General features: G+C 64.4%; 13 protein-coding genes and 1 tRNA gene. 10 read left to right on the forward strand and 4 right to left on the reverse strand.

Translation table 11 applies throughout. The features are described 5' to 3' along the window. Positions 1 to 10 precede the first annotated feature (10 nt). The 3 genes from OHB44_RS09635 to OHB44_RS09645 are packed head-to-tail and all read left to right on the forward strand — an operon-like array spanning position 11 to position 2510. The gene (locus OHB44_RS09635) at positions 11 to 1345 is read left to right on the forward strand and encodes an LLM class flavin-dependent oxidoreductase (RefSeq protein WP_330440383.1); all 1335 of its coding nucleotides are present in this window, start codon (positions 11 to 13) and stop codon (positions 1343 to 1345) included. Further along, positions 1342 to 1902, forward strand: a complete 561-nt coding sequence (locus tag OHB44_RS09640) for a flavin reductase family protein (protein WP_330440384.1) — start codon at positions 1342 to 1344, stop codon at positions 1900 to 1902. The genes OHB44_RS09635 and OHB44_RS09640 overlap by 4 nt, the downstream gene beginning before the upstream one ends. Further along, positions 1899 to 2510: a malonic semialdehyde reductase gene (locus tag OHB44_RS09645; protein WP_238686575.1), complete on the forward strand. Its 612-nt coding sequence runs from the start codon at positions 1899 to 1901 to the stop codon at positions 2508 to 2510. The genes OHB44_RS09640 and OHB44_RS09645 overlap by 4 nt, the downstream gene beginning before the upstream one ends. A gap of 12 nt (positions 2511 to 2522) precedes the next feature. On the opposite strand, the gene OHB44_RS09650 is transcribed toward OHB44_RS09645, so the two are convergent. Both OHB44_RS09650 and OHB44_RS09655 read right to left on the reverse strand, forming a co-directional pair. After that, positions 2523 to 2978 (reverse strand): RrF2 family transcriptional regulator, encoded by a 456-nt coding sequence (locus OHB44_RS09650; RefSeq protein WP_030333674.1) that lies wholly within the window; start codon positions 2976 to 2978, stop codon positions 2523 to 2525. Positions 2979 to 2985: 7 nt separating this feature from the next. After that, positions 2986 to 3978 carry a helix-turn-helix transcriptional regulator gene (locus OHB44_RS09655; RefSeq protein WP_330440391.1) on the reverse strand — a complete coding sequence of 331 codons (993 nt, stop codon included), beginning with the start codon at positions 3976 to 3978 and terminating at the stop codon, positions 2986 to 2988. A 202-nt stretch (positions 3979 to 4180) separates the two neighbouring features. Between OHB44_RS09655 and OHB44_RS09660 the strand changes: the two genes are divergently transcribed. Further along, positions 4181 to 4957 carry a glucose 1-dehydrogenase gene (locus tag OHB44_RS09660; RefSeq protein WP_330440392.1) on the forward strand — a complete coding sequence of 259 codons (777 nt, stop codon included), beginning with the start codon at positions 4181 to 4183 and terminating at the stop codon, positions 4955 to 4957. A 114-nt stretch (positions 4958 to 5071) separates the two neighbouring features. Here the strand turns inward: OHB44_RS09660 and OHB44_RS09665 are convergent, their stop codons facing one another. Beyond that, on the reverse strand, positions 5072 to 5503 hold the full coding sequence (locus tag OHB44_RS09665; protein WP_007457244.1) for an SsgA family sporulation/cell division regulator: 432 nt from the start codon (positions 5501 to 5503) through the stop codon (positions 5072 to 5074). 294 nt (positions 5504 to 5797) lie between these two features. On the opposite strand from OHB44_RS09665, the gene OHB44_RS09670 reads away from it, so the two are divergent. The 6 genes from OHB44_RS09670 to OHB44_RS09695 all read left to right on the forward strand — a co-directional run bounded on the left by OHB44_RS09670 (position 5798) and on the right by OHB44_RS09695 (position 15025). Next, complete coding sequence (locus OHB44_RS09670) at positions 5798 to 6424, forward strand: PGPGW domain-containing protein (protein ID WP_442932693.1); 627 nt, start codon at positions 5798 to 5800, stop codon at positions 6422 to 6424. A gap of 50 nt (positions 6425 to 6474) precedes the next feature. Further along, positions 6475 to 6546 (forward strand) — tRNA-Val (locus tag OHB44_RS09675). A 481-nt stretch (positions 6547 to 7027) separates the two neighbouring features. Further along, entirely contained in the window at positions 7028 to 7864 is an 837-nt protein-coding gene (locus OHB44_RS09680; RefSeq protein WP_330440439.1) for an IS5 family transposase, read from the forward strand. Between the two features lie 877 nt (positions 7865 to 8741). Beyond that, positions 8742 to 10703, forward strand: a complete 1962-nt coding sequence (locus OHB44_RS09685) for a type I restriction-modification system subunit M (RefSeq protein ID WP_330440440.1) — start codon at positions 8742 to 8744, stop codon at positions 10701 to 10703. After that, positions 10700 to 11935: a restriction endonuclease subunit S gene (locus tag OHB44_RS09690; protein WP_330440441.1), complete on the forward strand. Its 1236-nt coding sequence runs from the start codon at positions 10700 to 10702 to the stop codon at positions 11933 to 11935. The genes OHB44_RS09685 and OHB44_RS09690 overlap by 4 nt, the downstream gene beginning before the upstream one ends. Positions 11936 to 11938: 3 nt before the next feature. Then, positions 11939 to 15025, forward strand: coding sequence for a type I restriction endonuclease subunit R (locus tag OHB44_RS09695; protein WP_330440442.1), 3087 nt, complete (start codon positions 11939 to 11941; stop codon positions 15023 to 15025). A 16-nt stretch (positions 15026 to 15041) separates the two neighbouring features. Here OHB44_RS09695 and OHB44_RS09700 read toward each other — a convergent pair whose 3' ends face one another. Beyond that, the gene (locus OHB44_RS09700; protein WP_330440444.1) at positions 15042 to 17603 is read right to left on the reverse strand and encodes an NACHT domain-containing protein; all 2562 of its coding nucleotides are present in this window, start codon (positions 17601 to 17603) and stop codon (positions 15042 to 15044) included. Between the last annotated feature and the right edge of the window lie 688 nt (positions 17604 to 18291).

Raw genomic sequence — 18291 nt, forward strand, 5'->3', positions numbered from 1 at the left:
ACGGACACCAATGACCCGCACCCTGCACCTCAACGCGTTCCTGATGGGCGTCGGCCATCACGAGGCCGCCTGGCGGCACCCCCGCACCGACCCGCGTCGGGTCACCGACGTACGGCACTTCCAGGAGCTGGCGCGGATCGCCGAACGCGGCACCCTCGACTCGCTCTTCCTCGCCGACGGTCTCTCGGTGGGCCCGAACCCCCGACACAACATCCAGGCCGTCTTCGAACCGCTGACCCTGCTCGCGTCGCTCGCCGCGGTGACCGAACACATCGGTCTCATCGCGACGGTCTCCACCACCTACAACGAGCCGTTCCACGTCGCCCGCAAGTTCGCCTCGCTCGACCACCTCAGCGGCGGTCGGGCCGGCTGGAACATCGTCACCTCCGCCCAGGAGCGGGAGGCGGTCAACTTCAACCGGGACAGCCACCCCGAACACGCCGACCGTTACCGGCGGGCCGCCGAGTTCGTGGACGTGGCGGTCAAGCTCTGGGACAGCTGGGAGGACGACGCGCTGGTCTTCGACACCACAGCCGGGGTGTTCGCCGACACCGACCGGGTGCACGAGGTGGCGCACCGCGGGCCGGAGTTCCAGGTCCGTGGCCCGCTGAACATTCCCCGGGGGCCGCAGGGCCGACCGCTGCTGGTGCAGGCCGGCTCGTCGCCGGACGGGATTGCCTTCGCCGCTCGCTACGCCGAGGCGGTCTTCACCGCGCAGCAGACCCTCGCCGACGGGCAGAGCTTCTACGCCGAGCTGCGCCGGCAGGTCACCGCCGCCGGCCGCGACCCGGAGCTGGTGAAGGTCCTTCCCGGCATCGCGCCGGTGATCGGCGGCACCGAAGCCGAGGCGCTGGCGCTCGCCGCCGAGCTGGAGGAGCTGATCGTCCCCGAGTACGCCCTTGCCCAGCTCTCCGGGATGCTCGGCATCGACCTGACCGGCCTGCCGCTGGACGGGCCGCTGCCGGAGCTGCCGGCCGCCGGCACCGTGCAGGCTCACCAGAGCCGCTATCAGCTCGTCACCGAGCTGGCCCGCCGGGAGCAGCTCACCATCCGCCAGCTGATCGGCCGACTCGGCGGCGGCCGGGGTCACCGGGTCGTCGCCGGTACGCCGGAGCAGATCGCCGACCAGATCGAGTTGTGGTTCACCCAGGGCGCGGCCGACGGGTTCAACATCATGCCGCCGCACCTGCCCGGTGGGCTCGTCGACTTCGTCGACCACGTGGTGCCGGTGTTGCGCTCCCGGGGGCTGTTCCGCGCCGAGTACACCGGTCGGACGCTGCGCGAGCACTACGGCCTGCCCCGACCGGCCAGTGCGTACGCCGCGTCGGCCCTGGTGCCGGCGTGACCACCGTGGAGCGCCCCTCGGCGGACGTCGCCGAGCTGCGACCGGTGAACCGGGACCTGTTCCGCGCTCTGCTGCGGCGGCAGGCCAGCAGCGTCACGGTGGTCACCGCTGTCGCCCGCGCCACCGACCCCACCTGCCTGGGTGGGATCGGCGCGCCCATCCGGGCGGGCTTTACCGCGACGTCGTTCACGTCGGTGTCGCTGGACCCACCGTTGGTCTCGTTCTGCCTCGGGGTGGCGTCGTCGAGTTGGCCGGTGCTCGCCCGCGCCGAGCACGTCGCCGTGCACCTGCTGGGCGCCGGGCAGCGGGAGGCCGCCACGGTCTTCGCGACCAGTGGCATCGACCGGTTCGCCGCGTACCCGGACTGGACGTCGGGACCGTTCGGGGTGCCGCTGCTCGACGGGGTGCTGGCCCGGCTGCTCTGCCGGGTGGTGCACCGGGTCCCGGCCGGCGACCACACGCTGGTGATCGCCGAGCCGCTGGCGCTCGGCGACTGTGGCGACGGCGCGCCACTGGTCCACCACCGGGGCGGCTACACCACCGCCGTCTCCCCGTGAGCGCAGTCACCACGGCCGATCTGCTCGCGTTGGACCGGGCCGCCCAGGACCTGCTGTTCCGGGCGGCCCGCACGGCCAACACGTTCACCGACGAGCCGGTCACCGACGCCCAGGTCGCGGCGATCCACGACCTGATCCGGTACGGGCCGACGGCGTACAACGGTCAGCCGTTGCGGGTGTTGCTGCTCCGTTCGGCGGCGGCGCGGGCGCGGCTGTTGCCGTACGTCTCGTCGAGCAACAGGGCGAAGACGGCCACGGCGCCACTGGTGGCGGTGCTCGCCGCCGACGTGGACTTCCACGAACGGCTGCCGGAGCTGTATCCGCACCGGCCGCAGGCCCGCGACTGGCTGAGCGACCGCCCGTCCCGCGCCGAGCAGGCCCGCTTCAGCGCGACCCTCCAGATCGGCTACCTGCTGGTGGGCGTACGGGCCGCCGGGCTGGCCGCCGGCCCGATGGCCGGGTTCGACGCGGCAGGGGTTAGCCGGGAGTTCTTCCCCGACGGCCGGCACGAGGCGCTGCTGCTGCTCAACCTGGGCCGCCCCGGCCCGGACGCCTGGGATCGGCGGCTGCCCCGGCTCAGCACCGAGGAGGTGGTGTGGGCGCTGTGAGCCGACCCGAGGTCAGCGCGGCTCCCACGCGTCGGGCAGTGCGGTGAGCTTGCGGACGTGAGCGGGCAGTCGACCGCTGACGATCTCGGCGAGGCTCACCTCGTCGACGACCCGCCGCACGGCGGCGCGCACGGCCACCCACAGGCCGGGCAGGTTCTCCGCCGAACCCTCGTACCGGGTTTCCTCGGGGCGCAGCCCGCGTACCCCGGCAAGTGGGCCTTCGACGGCGCGCAGCACCGCGCCGACTGTCACCTCGCGTGGTGGACGCGCGAGGGTGTAGCCGCCCTCGGCGCCACGTTGGGCGCGGACGATGCCGGCCCGGCGCAGATCCGCCAGGACCGCCTCCAGGAACTTGCGGGGCATGTCCTGCTCCGCGGCGATGGCCTGGGTGGACAGCAGCGAGGGGTACGCGGTGGCGAGGCTCAACGCCGCCCGTACCGCGTAGTCGCCGCGCGCGGAGATCTGCACAGTGCCATCATGCCCGCCCGGTGCCGCCGGGCCCTCCGGCGGGCGGTCCGGGTCTCGTGGCGTGCCCGCCGTTTGCGGGTTCGCCCGGGGTGCCGGGGCGGAACCAACCGCCGTTGACGCCCGTCGACTCGGCCGGCGGTCGAGGTCGGACCACCCGGCCGGCCACCGGTTGATCCCGGGCGGCCCGGAACGCGCCCGGGCTGACCCCGATCTCGCGGGTGAAGAAGCGGCCGAAGTTCGTGGGTTCGGAGAAGCCGAGCCGCCGGCCGATCTGGGCGATCGGCTGATCCGTCGCGGCCAGTAACCGGCTGGCCTGCAACGCGACCCGCTCGTCGATGACCTGTTTGGCGCTACGACCGGTGACGGCCAGGCAGGCCCGGGTCAGGGTCCGCACCGAGCAGCCGAGTTCGGCCGCGTAGTCCTCCACCCGTCGGGTGTGCGGGTAGCCGTGTTCCACCTCGCTGCGGAACCTGTGGAACGTCTCGTCCTCGGGGCGGGACGGCGACCGGTCGTCGTGGGCCACTGCCAGCCGGAGCAGCAGCACCGCCAGTTGATGCCGGAGCAGCGCGCGGGCGGTCGGGCTGTCGGGGTGCCGCCGACAGTCCACCGCCAACTGGCTCACCTCGCTGATCACCGCGTCCTCGTCCTCACCGGCCAACTGCCGCCAGGTCGCTGTCGTGGTCAGGTCGACGTCGAAGCCGTGCAGCGCCTCGGGCTCCCAGGCGACCACTGTGGCGTCGAACTGGGGGCCGGCGCAGCGCAGCACCTGGCCGGGGCGGACCCGCAACAGCGTGCCGGGCCGGCACGGCAGCAGGTGGAAGTCGAGTTCCGCGTCGCCGTGCCCACGCGTGGTGAGAATCAACAGCTCCCGCTCGACGATCACCGGCCGACGCCAGCCCGGGGCACCGGCAAGATCGGCCAGCGCGAACGTGGCTATCTCGTCGGTGACCGGAGACGCCGTTCCGATCGATGGCGCGGGGGAGGGATCGGTGGAGACCATCGCCTGCGACGGTAGCCCGAACCGCAGGTCACCGCATCCCGATCGACGGTCGCAGCGGAATCCGCGGCAAGCTGCGGGCTTGTCGCGGTCCCGGCGGCCGGGCTACGTTACCCGGCGGTAGCGCCGTCGGTCAGCGGTCCACCCGGCATCCGCCGGTCACCCGACCGGCCGGCGGCACCCGCCGACTCGCGATGGGATGGGCATGACGCAGCTGTTCTCGGTCGAAGGTAAGACGGTCCTGGTCACCGGCGGCTCACGGGGGATAGGGCTGATGATCGCTCAGGGCTTCGTCCGGGCCGGCGCACACGTGATCATCTCGTCGCGCAAGGCGGACGTCTGCGAGGCGGTCGCCACCACCCTGTCCGCCGAGGGCCGCTGCGAGGCAATCCCCGCCGACCTGAGCGACAACGCCGGCGCCGAGGCGTTGGCCGCCGCCGTACGCGAGCGCTTCGGTCGCCTCGACGTGCTGGTCAACAACGCCGGCGCGACCTGGGGCGCACCGCTGGAGGACTACCCCGAGGCCGCGTTCGACAAGCTCTGGGCGGTCAACGTCAAGGCCGTCTTCCGACTCACCACGGCGCTGCTGCCGGCGTTACGCGCCGCCGCCAGCGCCGAGGACCCGGCCCGCGTGATCAACATCGGGTCGATCGACGGCATCCGGGTGCCGATGATGGAGGTGTACGCGTACTCGGCCACCAAATCGGCCGTGCACATGATCACCCGCAGCCTCGCCCACCAGCTCGCCGGTGAGCAGATCACCGTCAACGCGATCGCGCCCGGCCCGTTCGAGAGCAAGATGATGGCGTTCGCGCTCGACGACCCGGCGAGCCGGGCCGCCATCGAGCAGCAGGTGCCGCTGGGCCGCATCGGGCGCCCCGAGGACATGGCCGGCACCGCCATCTACCTCTCGTCGCGCGCCGGCGCATACCTCACCGGGGCGGTCATTCCCGTCGACGGCGGCATCACCACGCACGGCTGAGCACCGGCCGACCCGGGGAGCGCTGTGCGCGTACTTCCTGGGTGTGTGCCGGGGCCGCGCGGACTCGGCAGATCCGCGCGGCCCCGGTATGGCCGGTGTTGCAGGTTCGGGCGGTCAGCGACCGGCGAGCAGCCGGTTCACCGCCGTGTCGACGTCCAGGTGCTCGGCCTCACGGCCGCGCGGGACGACGACGTAGGTCCGTCGAAGGAAACGCACCAGGACGCTGCGCGGCACCTCGAAGAGGGCGTTGCCGTCCGGTGACGAGAGGGCCAGCGCGACGAAGTCGCCGCGCGGTGTGGCCCAGGGCCAGACCCGCACATCCCCGATGCCGGCCGGCTCGTCCAGGCCGGTGACCAGAAGTTCGCGAGCGAACGACCAACTCACCGCCTCGCCCCCTGCCGATTCGGCATGGAACAGGACATGGACCGCATACGGGTCAGCAGGGTCGTAACGCAGACTGGCACGCACCGGCAAGGCGGTGGCGTCAGGTGCGACGAGCCTTAGCGACGTCTCGACCTCTACGGTCGTCGGTCGGATGACACTCATGGACGTTCTCCCCCCGGCACCGCTGCGGAACGCGCGTGTCCCGCTTTTCCCATACTCAGGTGCTACTCCTGGCTACGCTCCGCCATACGCTGACTTCACCCAGTGGTGGGAAGGGGGACGGAAAGGCCGCGTGAATGTGAGCATTCATGTAGGATTTCCGGTTCTGCCCAGTGCGTGATCCCGCCCGGTATCGGGTGGCTCAGTCGTCGACTTACTCCGGTAACGTCCAGTCGGCCGTTGCAGTGACGGGCCCGAGCGACACTGGGGGGTGAAATGGTGACGAAGCAATCCTCAGTGGATCCGGCGGCGGCGCCCGGCCCGCCGAACGTCGCGGTCCGAGCAGCCGAAAAGCGGGGGTACGGAGTGCCGATGGAGCAACCCGAGCGGGCCGGTCGGCCGGCGTCCGACGCCGGTCGTCCCGGTGGTGATGGCACCGATGGTGGCGGCGGCAGCGGTGCTGGTCGCGGCAGCGATGCCGGTGCTGGTCGTGGTGGTGGAGTCGCGGTGCAGGACCCGCCGCGTCGTCCTCGCTGGCGTGAGCGGATCTCGCTGACCCTCGACCTCATCCGCGCCAACCCCACCGGCCGGATCGCACTCAAGATCTTCATCGCGATCGCCGGGGCGCTGGTGGTGACCATCGGCATCGCCCTCATCCCGCTCCCGGGGCCCGGCTGGCTGCTGGTGATCGCCGGCCTGGGCATCTGGGCCGTCGAATACCACTGGGCGCGCCGGCTGCTCGGCTTCACCCGCCGCCACGTCCACGGATGGACACGCTGGGTAACGAGACAGTCGCTGCTGGTGCGAATCGTGCTCGGCTCTGTCGGCCTGGTCTTCGTGGCCACGGTGGTCTGGCTGTCCCTCAAGTACAGCCTCGGCATCGACGTGGTGGCCGAGGCGATGCACTACCTCGCGACCCACTGACCCCGGATTTCCGGTCCGGTTCCACGATCGGGTAGAGTCAGTGGCGCTGAGGGCGATTAGCTCAGTGGGAGAGCGCTTCGTTCACACCGAAGAGGTCGCTGGTTCGATACCAGCATCGCCCACTCTCAGTTTGCGCAGGTCAGAAGCCCGTTGCCGCAGTAGTCGGTAACGGGCTTGGCCATTTGTGCCGCTTACATTGGGAGCAGAGTGGGAGCAGTGACCGAGGTAGCAGACCAGGGCCGGCCACAAGGTAGCCCGATGGTGACTCGATCGTCGAACGCCTCCGTCCGGATATCGGCGCCGGCAGCGTCATGAGGGCTTCGGCGTACAGCCTCGTGCGCGTGCCCGCCTTCGCCAGCGCTCGTCAACAACTGTGGTCTGCGGCGTCCTGGCCGCGCCGGCAGCACTTCGATGGACCTCGAACGAGTCCGAGCAACTCCTGGGAAGGTGACAGCATGGACCGCAACTTCTGAACCGCGCAGCCTGGCGACGGAGCACCCGCAGGTTGAACGGGAATGCTGAGAGCGCGTTTGGTTTGTGGGTCGGTCGGGTGTGTCGCACAGCGGGTCCGATCGATGGATGTAGCTCGGTCGGTAGACAGGCATGGATCGAGTGCGGCGGTACCCATCTGACCTGACCGACGCCGAGTGGGAGATCATCGCGTCGATGCTGCCGTCGCCGCAGTGGATGGGCAGACCAGAGAAGCACGCCCGCCGGGCCGTCATCGACGCCATCTTGTACGTGGTGCGTACCGGTTGCGCGTGGCGGTACCTGCCGGTCGACTTCCCGCCCTGGCAGACCGTGTACGCGCACTTCACGCGCCTGAACAGTCGGGGTGTGACCGAGCGGATCCTGACCGAACTACGCGAGGAGATCCGGGTGGCTCACGGCCGCGAGCCAGAGCCGACGGCGGGGATCATCGACTCGCAGAGCGTGAAGGGCGCCGACACCGTGCCCCGCGCTACCCGCGGCTACGACGCCGGCAAGAAGATCAACGGCCGGAAGCGGTTCATCGTCACCGACACCCTCGGACTGCTGGTCACCGTCTGGGTCCTCGCCGCGTCCTGGCAGGACCGCGACGGCGCCAAAGGAGCCCTGCTCGCCACCTACGCAGCCACCCCCATCCGGCACGTCTTCGCCGACACCGGCTTCGCCGGCCGCCTCGTCGACTGGGCCCGCGACCTGCTACGCACCACCGTCGAGATCGTCCGCAAACCCGCCGACCAACAAGGGTTCGTCGTGCACCCCCGCCGCTGGGTCGTGGAGCGGACCCTGGCCTGGATCACCGCTCACCGCCGCCTGGCCCGCGACTACGAAACCCACCGCGCAACGTCAGAGGCCATGATCCGATGGGCCGCCCTCGGCGGCATGCTCCGCCGCCTCACCCGAGGCGAACCCGCCACCCGCCAACAACGCCGCACCTTCAACACACCCGACTGACAGCAATGTGAAACGCGCTCTGAGTGTGTCTAATTCGCACTGACTCCGCTTGCGGTTGACATCCGCAATTTTCAAGGACCCGTTTGGTCGCATCCTGGTGGTGAACACCTCGAGGCGGACGGCGTTCGTCGGCGGAGTCAGGTCCGGGAGTCTGTGACCCTAACCCGGCAGGTCGTGAGGTCGCTGTCACATCCGCCGATTGCAGGGCCCGGCCCAGGGCCCTCGTGCCGCATCTAGGGCTTGGGCAGCCTTCACAGACGAGCTCCGACGACACACTTCCACCTCGTCGAAAACAGACCCGTGAGGCTAGAGGCGATAGCCGGATCCGACCCGCCATCAAAGATGCGAGGCGCCGCTGCACCCCACCCTTGATAGGTCGACGTCCGCTGGTAAGCGGAGGAATGTGTCCGCCGTGAGGCAGGTCCAGTCGGGCGTCCGCAAAATACCCACGTCGGCCGCCTCCTCTGGCCACGGCTACTCCCGAGTGAACGCCAGCGTTGCTCGTGTCGTCCGGCGGTGGCGTCGTAGGCCTGCGGTGGCGGTTAACGGTGTATTCACCCTGTCCGTCTACTTCCGTCCCTCTTCGTGCAGAGCAAGTGGATAGGCATCGGTCCCGTACTTCTCTGCCTCGGGCCAGCGCCCGAGCGGGAGATTTGCGAGGCTTGTTCCGATAAGCGCACCCGTGATCATCGCTGGGCGCTCGCGTCCTAGGCCCGACAGGTTCGTTCCGGCCTCGAAATCATGGGCAGTCCCGGCACCGCGAGTCTCCGCGACTGCGGCTAGGCTGGCAATGAACTGTCGATATGTCGGATCTTCTTTCTGGGTGCGCTGCCGTGGGAACGATCCGAGCTACCAGCCGCCGGAGGGCTTGTCAGCCGTGTCAAAGCCAGACGCCAACTTCATCTGGGCCATTGCCAACTTGCTCCGGGGGCCATACAAGCCAAAAGAGTACGGCGATGTGGTTCTCCCGATGACCATCCTGCGACGGCTCGACTGCGTCTTGGCCCCGACGCAGAAGGCAGTCCACGAGGAGTGGCTAGCATCTAGGGACAAGACAAGCGCTGATATTCTAGATGTCAGGCTGCGCAAGAAGTCCGGTTACAAGTTCTACAACACATCGCAGTACACGATCACTTCGCTCACCGGCGACAGTGCCAACGCCAAGGCTAACCTTCTGAGCTATCTCGATGGGTTTAGCGACAACATTCGAGACGTCTTCACGCAGTTCAAGTTCGAAGAGCAGATTCAGCGCCTGGACAGCGCCAACGCCCTCTACCTAATCCTGCAGCGGTTCGCGGCACTCGACCTGCGTCCCGAAAACGTCAGCAACACCGAGATGGGCTCCGTATTCGAGGAACTGATCCGCAAGTTCGCCGAGGCGTCTAACGAGACCGCCGGGGAGCACTTTACGCCACGAGAGGTCATCGCGCTCATGGTCGATTTGCTCCTCGTGGGTGACGAGGAGGCTACTAGCAGGGCTGACATCATCCGCACAGTGTATGACCCTACGGCAGGCACGGGCGGCATGCTCTCAGTGATGGACGAGCACCTGCGGCTGCAGAACCCGACTGCGCGGTTGAGGATGGCCGGCCAAGAAGTCAATCCTAGTTCGTACGCCGTCTGTAAAGCCGACATGGTCATCAAGGGCCAGGACGTCAACGCCATAGCGCTCGGGAACACTCTCACAGATGACCAGCATGCCGGCAAGGTGTTCCACTACTGCTTGTCGAATCCGCCATTCGGCGTCGAATGGAAGACCGCCGAACGCGAGGTCCGCAAAGAGCATATGATGGGCGTCAACGGTCGATTTGGTGCCGGGCTACCGTCCGTCTCGGACGGCTCGATGCTGTTCCTGCTCCATCTGATCTCGAAGATGCGGCCGGTCGATCCTGACCAAACTCGCGGCCGAGCAGCCATCGTGCTCAATGGCTCCCCACTGTTTACGGGCAAAGCTGGTTCAGGTGAGTCCGAAATCAGGCGCTGGGTTATTGAATCCGATCTTCTTGATGCGATCATTGCTTTGCCGACGGATATGTTCTACAACACCGGGATCGCTACCTACATCTGGGTTCTAGACCGGCATAAGCCTGAGGAGCGCCGCGGCAGGGTTCAGCTCATCGACGCATCTCAGATGTTCGTAAAGATGCGCAAGTCTTTGGGGAACAAGCGAAAGGCACTTTCCGACACGGATATTGAGACCATCGTGAGGCTGTATGCCATCCTCAGTGTGGATGACAAGCGATCCAAGGTTTTCGAGAACAAGGCCTTCGGCTACCATACGATCACGATCGAGCGCCCGCTCAGGCTGTCATTCCAAGTGACGATGGCGCGCATCGAATCGGCACTCAACAATCCAGCAGTTGAAAAACTTGACAAGGAGACAAGAGGCCAGTTGCGGAACGCCCTCGAGCCGCTCATTCTGGAACAGATAACCAAAGATCGACCCGCTTTCAGTGCGCTCTTGGACAAATCTCTCCGCGAGGTGGGCGTCAGAGTGAGCGCCCCTGTTCGCAAGGTACTGCTGGGGAGCATGGCCGAGCGGGACGAGTCTGCGGAGATTTGTAGGGACGCGAAGGGCAACGCGGAGCCCGACCCCAAGTTGCGCGACACCGAAAACGTTCCATTGGGCGAGGATATATCCGAGCATTTTCTCCGCGAAATTAAACCACACGTCCCTGAAGCGTGGATTGATGAGTCCAAGACGAGAATAGGTTACGAGATTCCGTTCAACCGCCACTTCTACGAATACGTCTCACCTCGGAACCTGGAAGATATTGACGCCGACGTTAGGCGTCTTATCGGTGAGATCCAGACCCTCTTCGCTGAGATCGAATCATGAGTGTTCTCGGTTCGATCGACTGGCCCGAGGCGTGGCGAGCAGTCCCTTTATGGTCACTTTTTGATCGCGTCAAGGACGTGGGGCATCCCGACGAAGAGATGCTCAGCGTTTACCGTGATTACGGGATTGTGAAGAAAGATAGCAGAAGCGACAATGGTAATAAGACCGCTGAAAACCGGGAGATCTACCAACTCGTCGACCGCGGGTGGTTAGTCATCAATCGAATGAAGGCGTGGCAAGGATCCGTAGGGATTTCGTCATATCGGGGCATCATTTCAGGGCATTACGTATGTTTTCGTCCTAAGCACCATGAGAATGCCCGATTTCTAAACTGGCTTCTGCGGTCCGATGTCTATACTGTCGAGTATTTGCGTCTGTCGCGCGGTGTCCGTCCTAACCAGGTCGAGATCGATAACGACGGTCTACGTATTCTTCCGGTATGGCTCCCCCCAATCAAAGCGCAACAAGCGATCGCGAATTTTTTGGTTCAAGAGACTGCAAAGATCGACGCCATCATTACGAAGCAGCAATGCTTGGTAACCACGCTTCTTGAGCATCGTGCATCTCTGATCACCGAAGCAATCGCTGAACTTATTCAGGGCGGGACGCAGCAGTCTCGACTGAAGTATCACGCCGAGATTCAGACCGGTGTGACGTTGGGTAAAACTCTGGACGCAGAGGCGAGCAGGTATCCGTATTTGCGGGTCGCGAACGTACAGACCGGTTACGTCGATCTAGCTGAGGTTAAAGAGGTTGCACTTAATCCCGGTGACCTTGCCAATTATCTGCTGAGACCCGGCGATGTTTTAATGACCGAAGGTGGCGATATTGATAAACTTGGCCGCGGATGCATCTGGGAAGGGCAGATAGACCCATGCGTCCACCAGAACCACATTTTCGCAGTGCGCTGTCACCCGAGCCTAATTAACAGATTTTTGGTCTATCTTCTGGAGTCCGACACTGGTCGCCGGTACTTTCGGGCTACCGCAAAGAGGACGACGAACCTTGCGTCAACCAACTCGACCAGTGTAGGCAATTTCCCTATCCCGATACCGACGGTCGATGAGCAACGTGTTATTGCTGACCGCCTAGATATCGAGACAAGGCGTATCGACACACTGCTCGATAAGACTCGCCAGCTGATCGGGGTCATGAAGGAGCGGCGACGAGGGTGGATCGCGGCATGCGTAACAGGGCAAGTTGACATAGCGACGTATCGCGAAGGCAGCTAAGTTGTGGCATTGCATCACGAACAAAATCTTGAAGCCGAGATTTGCGACCATCTGTCGTCTCATGATTGGTTTTACTCGCCTAACGACGACGGCTACGACAAGCAGCGAGCACTCTTTCCCGAGGACTTGTTCAGCTGGCTCGAGAACACGCAGCCCGAAGCCCTCGAAGCTGTAGCTCGCACGGACAGGGAGCGCATTCGCCTGCTTGACCGGCTGGCCGATTCACTTGACCGGCCACTAAGTGCCGCCGGTGGTACGTTGTCGGCATTGCGCCACGGATTCAAGCACATAAAGCAGATGGATCTATGCCAGTTCAAGCCTGCTGACACGATGAACCCGACTACGTCGGAGCGCTACGGTAAGGTCCGTTTACGTGTGATGCGTCAAGTGCGATATTCGGTCAGCAAAACCGACAGTATTGATCTGGTGTTCTTCGTCAACGGGCTGCCGGTAGCTACAGCGGAACTAAAATCTGAATTCGTCCAGGATGTCCACGCTGCAGTCTCACAGTACAAGCGTGATCGACTACCAATCGACCCGGAGACCGGCACGAGGGAGCCACTGTTGTCGTTCGGGCACCGAGCCCTGGTGCATTTCGCGGTGGACAACAGCGCGGTTTTCACGACCACGAAGCTCGATGGGGATAGGTCCCGGTTTCTGCCCTTCAACCGCGGTAACGGCCATCACGCCGGGAACCCACCCAACGCGGCTGGAACGGCGACGGCCTACCTCTGGGAGGAGATCCTGCAACGAGACACATGGTTGAAGATCTTGGGCAAGTTCATGCACGTCCAAACAAGCCGCAACCGGGATGCGGTTACCGGCCGTATTACGCGGTCGGCGACCATCTTGTTTCCCCGCTATCACCAGCATGACGTCGTCACAAAACTCCTCGCTGACGCGAAGGCCAAAGGACCGGGCCAGAGGTACCTGATCCAGCATTCGGCGGGATCAGGCAAAACCAACTCGATCGCGTGGCTTGCTCATCAAGTGTCGACCCTGCACGACGAGCAGTCGGAGAAGGTGTTCGACTCCGTCATTGTCATCACCGATCGCACCGTTCTCGACGATCAGTTGCAGGACGCAATCTATCAGATCGATCACAAGCGTGGTGTCGTACTGCCGATCGGGCAGGGAACCGACAGTGATTTCACCCGGCGGTTCTCTTCAAAATCCGAGGCATTGACGGAGGCTCTGACGGCTGGCGGCGCGATCATCGTCGTGACCATCCAGACTGTGCCATTCGCGCTCGAGGCGATCCGAACCTCCAGAGCTCTGAAGGGTAAGCGCTTCGCGGTAATCGTGGATGAGGCGCATTCATCCCAGACTGGGGACTCAGCGAACAAGCTCCGCCAGACGCTGTCTGGCGCGGTTCGGCCGGAGAGCGAGGGCGTGGTCGATGTTGATGACCTGGTCCGTATGGAGTTAGAGGGTCGCGGTACGTTAGCCAACGTCTCCTTCTTCGCGTTCACCGCCACTCCCAAGGGCAAGACTGTTCAGCTGTTCGGCACCTCGTCGACCGGCCAGGAGACTGACAAGCGACCGTTCCACCTCTACTCGATGCAGCAGGCCATCGAGGAAGGCTTCATCCTGGACGTGCTGCGCAACTACACGACCTATCGCACGGCATTCCGGCTAGTGCACGGCGGCCAAGATTATGATTCGCATAAGGTCGAAAAGTCCAAAGCGATGAAGTCCTTGATGAGCTGGGTGAAACTTCATCCGTACAACATCGGGCAGAAGGTTGCGATCATCGTCGAGCACTTCCGCACCAACGTGACTCCGTTGATCAACGGCCATGCCAAAGCGATGATTGTGACGGACTCACGCAAGTCCGCGGTCCGGTACAAAGTCGCGGTCGATAAGTACCTCCACGATCGGCAGATCAGCGGTGTCTCGGCGCTGGTCGCTTTCTCTGGCGAGGTCAGCGATCGTGAGACCGGGCCTCTAGCGTTCACCGAATCCTCGATGAACCCGAAGCTCAGAGGCCGTACTATTCCTGAAGCACTGGAGAGCTCCGACTTCCAGGTTCTGATCGTTGCGAACAAGTACCAGACTGGATTCGACCAGCCCCAGCTGTGTGCGATGTATGTCGACAAACGGCTCGACGGAGTCCAGGCCGTGCAGACGCTGTCCAGGCTTAACCGGACCTGTCCGGGCAAGGTCACATACGTCCTGGACTTCGCCAATCAAGCTGAAGACGTTCTGGCCGCGTTCAAGACTTATTACGAAGGCGCAGAGCTCACGGAGGCCAGCGACCCCAATCTGGTGTTCGATCAGTGGGACAAGCTTGACGGGGCTGGCTTCTTCAGTGAAATGGACGTGGAAGCCGCTGCGAGGGCATACTTCGGCCACGGCACGTCCAAACCGACGCAAGGCAAACTGTCTGCGGCTCTGAGTCCGGTCCGAGATCGCTTCAACGCGGCCTATAGGACGGCTATCGCCGTGGACGACTCCAACGAGACCGATCGGCTCGATACCTTTCGACGAGACCTACGCACCTTCGTCAGCACATACGACTTCTTGTCTTCGATCGTCGACTACGCTGATGTGGACCTGGAAAAGCGGGCCCTGTTCGCACGGATGCTCGCTCAGGTGCTTAAGGATTCCCAGCGCTACGCGCCAGCCATCGACCTATCTGATGTGACCCTCACTCATCACGCTCTGCACAAGCAGCCCGAGTCCAACCTCAACCTCTCGCGGGGCGAAGCGGCAGGGTTGTCGGCATTAGTTGCTGCAGGCGGCCGCAGTCCACGTGAGGACGACCTGGTCCCGTGGAGCGCGATACTGCAGCAGATTAACGCCCTCTTCCGAGGGGATGGACTTACCGACAGCGACCAGATTACGGCGGTCGAAAGCGTCGTGCGCAAAATGCTCGACAACGGCGACTTGCGGGCGCAGGCTCGTGCTAACAACAGGCAGGATTTCTTTGCCGGTCCCGATCTATGGTCGACCCTGCAGGAAATTATCGTCGAAGCAGGCGACCAGCACGCCAAGGGTATCGAACGCTTGGCGGCGGAGCGGTCCCGGGACGACATCCTCGCCATCCTCGCAATGATGCGCTTGTGGGAGACGCTTCGTGACGCCTAATCCGGTGCCGGGGCGTCTATCGGAAGCGGCCGGCCGATCCTGGGTGTTCGAGTTCCGCGCGGGCGCTCCGCTGAACCGCGACCGGCAGAGCGGCGTCGTGAGCAATCCGGCCGAGAAGACCACGAACGCCGTTCTGCCCGCGTTGCATGAGTTCGCCCAGGGCCGCCACCGCGCCGAACAGGGCGTTGGCGCCTAGCGGATCTCGATGGACGCCTCTATGCAGGAGCTCATCCAGCCGCAGGGCCGCGTCGACGCGATAGGCATCTTTTAGATGGCGGTTACACAGCAGCAGCGCCAAGCCGGGCAGGCTGTGATTGCCGGCCATCACCCGGGAAGCCTCCGGCTGCTCCTTGGCCTTTGTGTCGGATGCTGTGAGGATTCGGTCTAGCCAGATGGCGGCGGCTTCCACTTCTCCACCCGCGCGCCGCAGCTCGGCAAGCACGCGAGGGCGCGCACTGTCGGTACGGTTGGCGTTGGCGGCCACAGCCAAGAGCAGCCGTGTGGCCTCCTCGGTGTCGACGTGACCGACCGTCTGAGCTGCGGCTACCCGTGTGGAGGACTCCGTCCACCAGCCCTTCACTATCTCCACCAGCCCCGCAATTGCCCTAGGTCCCGGGGCGAAACCGTCGTCCTCCCATCGCCAGAGAAGGTGCATACCGTCCTCTGGCTTGCCTTCCAAAAGCACCGCGACCAGTGGATCCGGTGACAGGCCAGCTTCCTGTACAGCTTGACCGAGGAAGGCCAGTATCTCGCTACGATCGGCAAACCCGGCGTAGAGCAGTTCTCGCAATACCTGCGCCCGCCCTGCTGGGTCCTCCCGCTTCAACAGAACGGCCAGGTGGTCAGCGGCCAGGAACTCTCCGAGCGTGATGTGGGCGAATCGCAGTTGCTGACCCTCGGTTGCGACCAACCCGGTGCGGCATAGAGCATCGTGCACGAGCCGCTGCCATAACATCTTCTCGTGAGACACCGGTCCGATGCCCAGCCGTCCGGCCGCAACGACCGCGACGTCGAGCAAGGCGGGCTCGCTAGGGTCCGTCAAATGTGCGTATGAGGCTTCGCTGAGCAGGGCGAGGGCATGCCGTGAGAGCTCCGTTGGCGTCTCATGATCCTCCCTTGCCTTGTGCTGTAGCAGGTTAAGATACGCCCGATAGAGAGTTCCCCGCCCCTGGGGCAGTTCCCGTTCCGGTTCTGCGGCCCACAGGCCGCAAAGCATGTGTGTCACCAGCGGCGTCCGTGCCCACCCGCTTCTCCCGAGCTTTTGCAGGTGTGTTAGCACGGTTTCAATGTCCGCCTCGGGATCAGCGGATCCGATCTGGGTAACCCACTGCCGGACCAACCGGTCTCGACTATCCGCGGCGAGCGGAAGGATCTCGGCACTTTGGAATATCGAACGAATTCTGGCTAGGTCAAGATTGGGCAGAGGTCGGCTTGCAACAACCAGCCGCAGCCACGGAACCTCCGACAGTGCCGTAATGCGTTCAATAGCCATCTTACGGCTGACGGGGTCGCTGATTTCATCGAGACCGTCGACCAGCACTAACCAGGATCGACCCTCGGCGGGACCTTGGGCGAAAAGTTCCGAGGGCAGCGTCTGCCTTAACGCGGTCCCTAGCTGCTGAGTGGCGCCCTCCCGCAACGCAGCGTCCAGCGGCATGCTCGTGACAAACGACCGTGCGTGCAACGTGAGTGGCGCAGGGACATCGGCGCCATCGAGCCACTGCCTGGCCTGGTCCATTGCGATAGCGCCGAGCAGGCCCGACTTGCCGCTTCCGGGCCCACCGAAGATCAGCACGTGGCGATGGCCGTCGACCAGTTGTTGCCACTCAACCGATCTGCCAACGTGGAGGGAGGCGTCATCCGTCACGCTGTTGGGCGAGCATCCCGGTGGCAGGAGCGCCAGTGTTGGCGGCTCGAAAATGTCTGCCAGGCTGGGCAGCCACGTCGCCGACAACCCGACCCAGGGTGAATACTGGTGCGTCTGGCCGTTCGCAACAATTGCGGTGAGGTAGTCGTGCAGCGCCGACGCGCGTGTCCGCAGAAATTCAGGAAGCCTTAGGTATTGGCGTGCGGTCGAGTAAACATCGTCATCGGCAAGGTTCGTGGCGATGGCTTCGCCATCAAGGATCTCCAAGGTGATGTTATGAGTGTCGCGCGCCCAGGCGATCAGCTTGTGCCGTGCAGCGGCAGGTAGGTTCGCTTCACAAAAGTAGTGCAGCCCTGCGAAGGGTTCCCCTCCCACCGCCTTGCCAACATCGCTCTTTACCTTTCCCTCGAGGCCCTCTTGCTGAAGCGTGCAGGCGAACACGAGGGGTCCCTCTGGAGCTTGTCCAACAGCGGCTGCGGGCAGGTGCTTTGAGATGTAAGACCGGAACGTTTCAAAATCGCGACCTTGGTCACCGCCCGCGGACACCGGCCCGGTTGCAGGCACCACATCCCGACAGATACGGATCTTGGTGAAGGCAAGACACAGATCCTCGAACGTATGGTGTCCGTTGTGCGCTCGTAGCCTCGCGAGGGCGTAGCGGATCTGATGCACCAGCTCCTCGGTGTTCGGCAACTGGGGCGCGGCATCCATGCGTCCACGCTAGAGCATCTGTACCGTAGCCGCCCTACCCGAACGGCTCAGTGGCATCCACAAAGTAGGCTTCGGGCTAGTTCACAAGAGTCCTGTTTGGCCGAACCTTGGTCGTCTGGATGGCTGAGTGTGTGATGAGCACGGCAGGCGTGGACCATTAAGGTGTCCGAACTTCAAGATCCACACAGAGCCCCGTGCTCATTGCCCGACCGCCGGCGTCGCGGCCGTGCTCTCGGTGCCGGGGTCGACCACGGGGGGGGGGGGCTCGACCGATTGAAGGGGTGGGTGGCGATTGGGGTCCGCCCGGTACGCGGTACGAATCCGTAACGCCAGCCCGCTACCCTGATCGTCGCCAAGGGCGATGAAACCACCCTCGCCGCCGCACTGCAGCGCTGCGCGGAAACGTGTGCCCATCCTGCGCAGGCAGACCAGCCGAGGCCATGGCCGCGAAGAGATCCGCGAGGTCGGCATCGCTTCCCTTAACGACGTGCTGTTCCCCGCGCCCGGAGCGCCACCGTGACACCGAAGAGTTACGACGGCATGGTCGAGGCCATCCGCTCCTCAATCTCGTGGGGACTCCGCGGTCAGAACCCGCGCCCAGGCGATGAAGCGGCTCAAGGGCGGACTTCTCAATCGGGGATGCCTCTTCTGCGAGAAAAACTAATTGGCAAGACCACTCACGTCCAGG

The organism is Micromonospora sp. NBC_00821, assembly GCF_036347035.1.
Lineage (GTDB): Bacteria > Actinomycetota > Actinomycetes > Mycobacteriales > Micromonosporaceae > Micromonospora > Micromonospora hortensis.

Coding starts and splice junctions, on each gene's coding strand:
- OHB44_RS09635 (WP_330440383.1), top strand. CDS start 11: ATGACCCGCACCCTGCACCTCAACGCGTTCCTGATGGGCGTCGGCCAT.
- OHB44_RS09655 (WP_330440391.1), bottom strand. CDS start 3,978: ATGGTCTCCACCGATCCCTCCCCCGCGCCATCGATCGGAACGGCGTCT.
- OHB44_RS09660 (WP_330440392.1), top strand. CDS start 4,181: ATGACGCAGCTGTTCTCGGTCGAAGGTAAGACGGTCCTGGTCACCGGC.
- OHB44_RS09665 (WP_007457244.1), bottom strand. CDS start 5,503: ATGAGTGTCATCCGACCGACGACCGTAGAGGTCGAGACGTCGCTAAGG.
- OHB44_RS09680 (WP_330440439.1), top strand. CDS start 7,028: ATGGATCGAGTGCGGCGGTACCCATCTGACCTGACCGACGCCGAGTGG.
- OHB44_RS09690 (WP_330440441.1), top strand. CDS start 10,700: ATGAGTGTTCTCGGTTCGATCGACTGGCCCGAGGCGTGGCGAGCAGTC.
- OHB44_RS09700 (WP_330440444.1), bottom strand. CDS start 17,603: ATGGATGCCGCGCCCCAGTTGCCGAACACCGAGGAGCTGGTGCATCAG.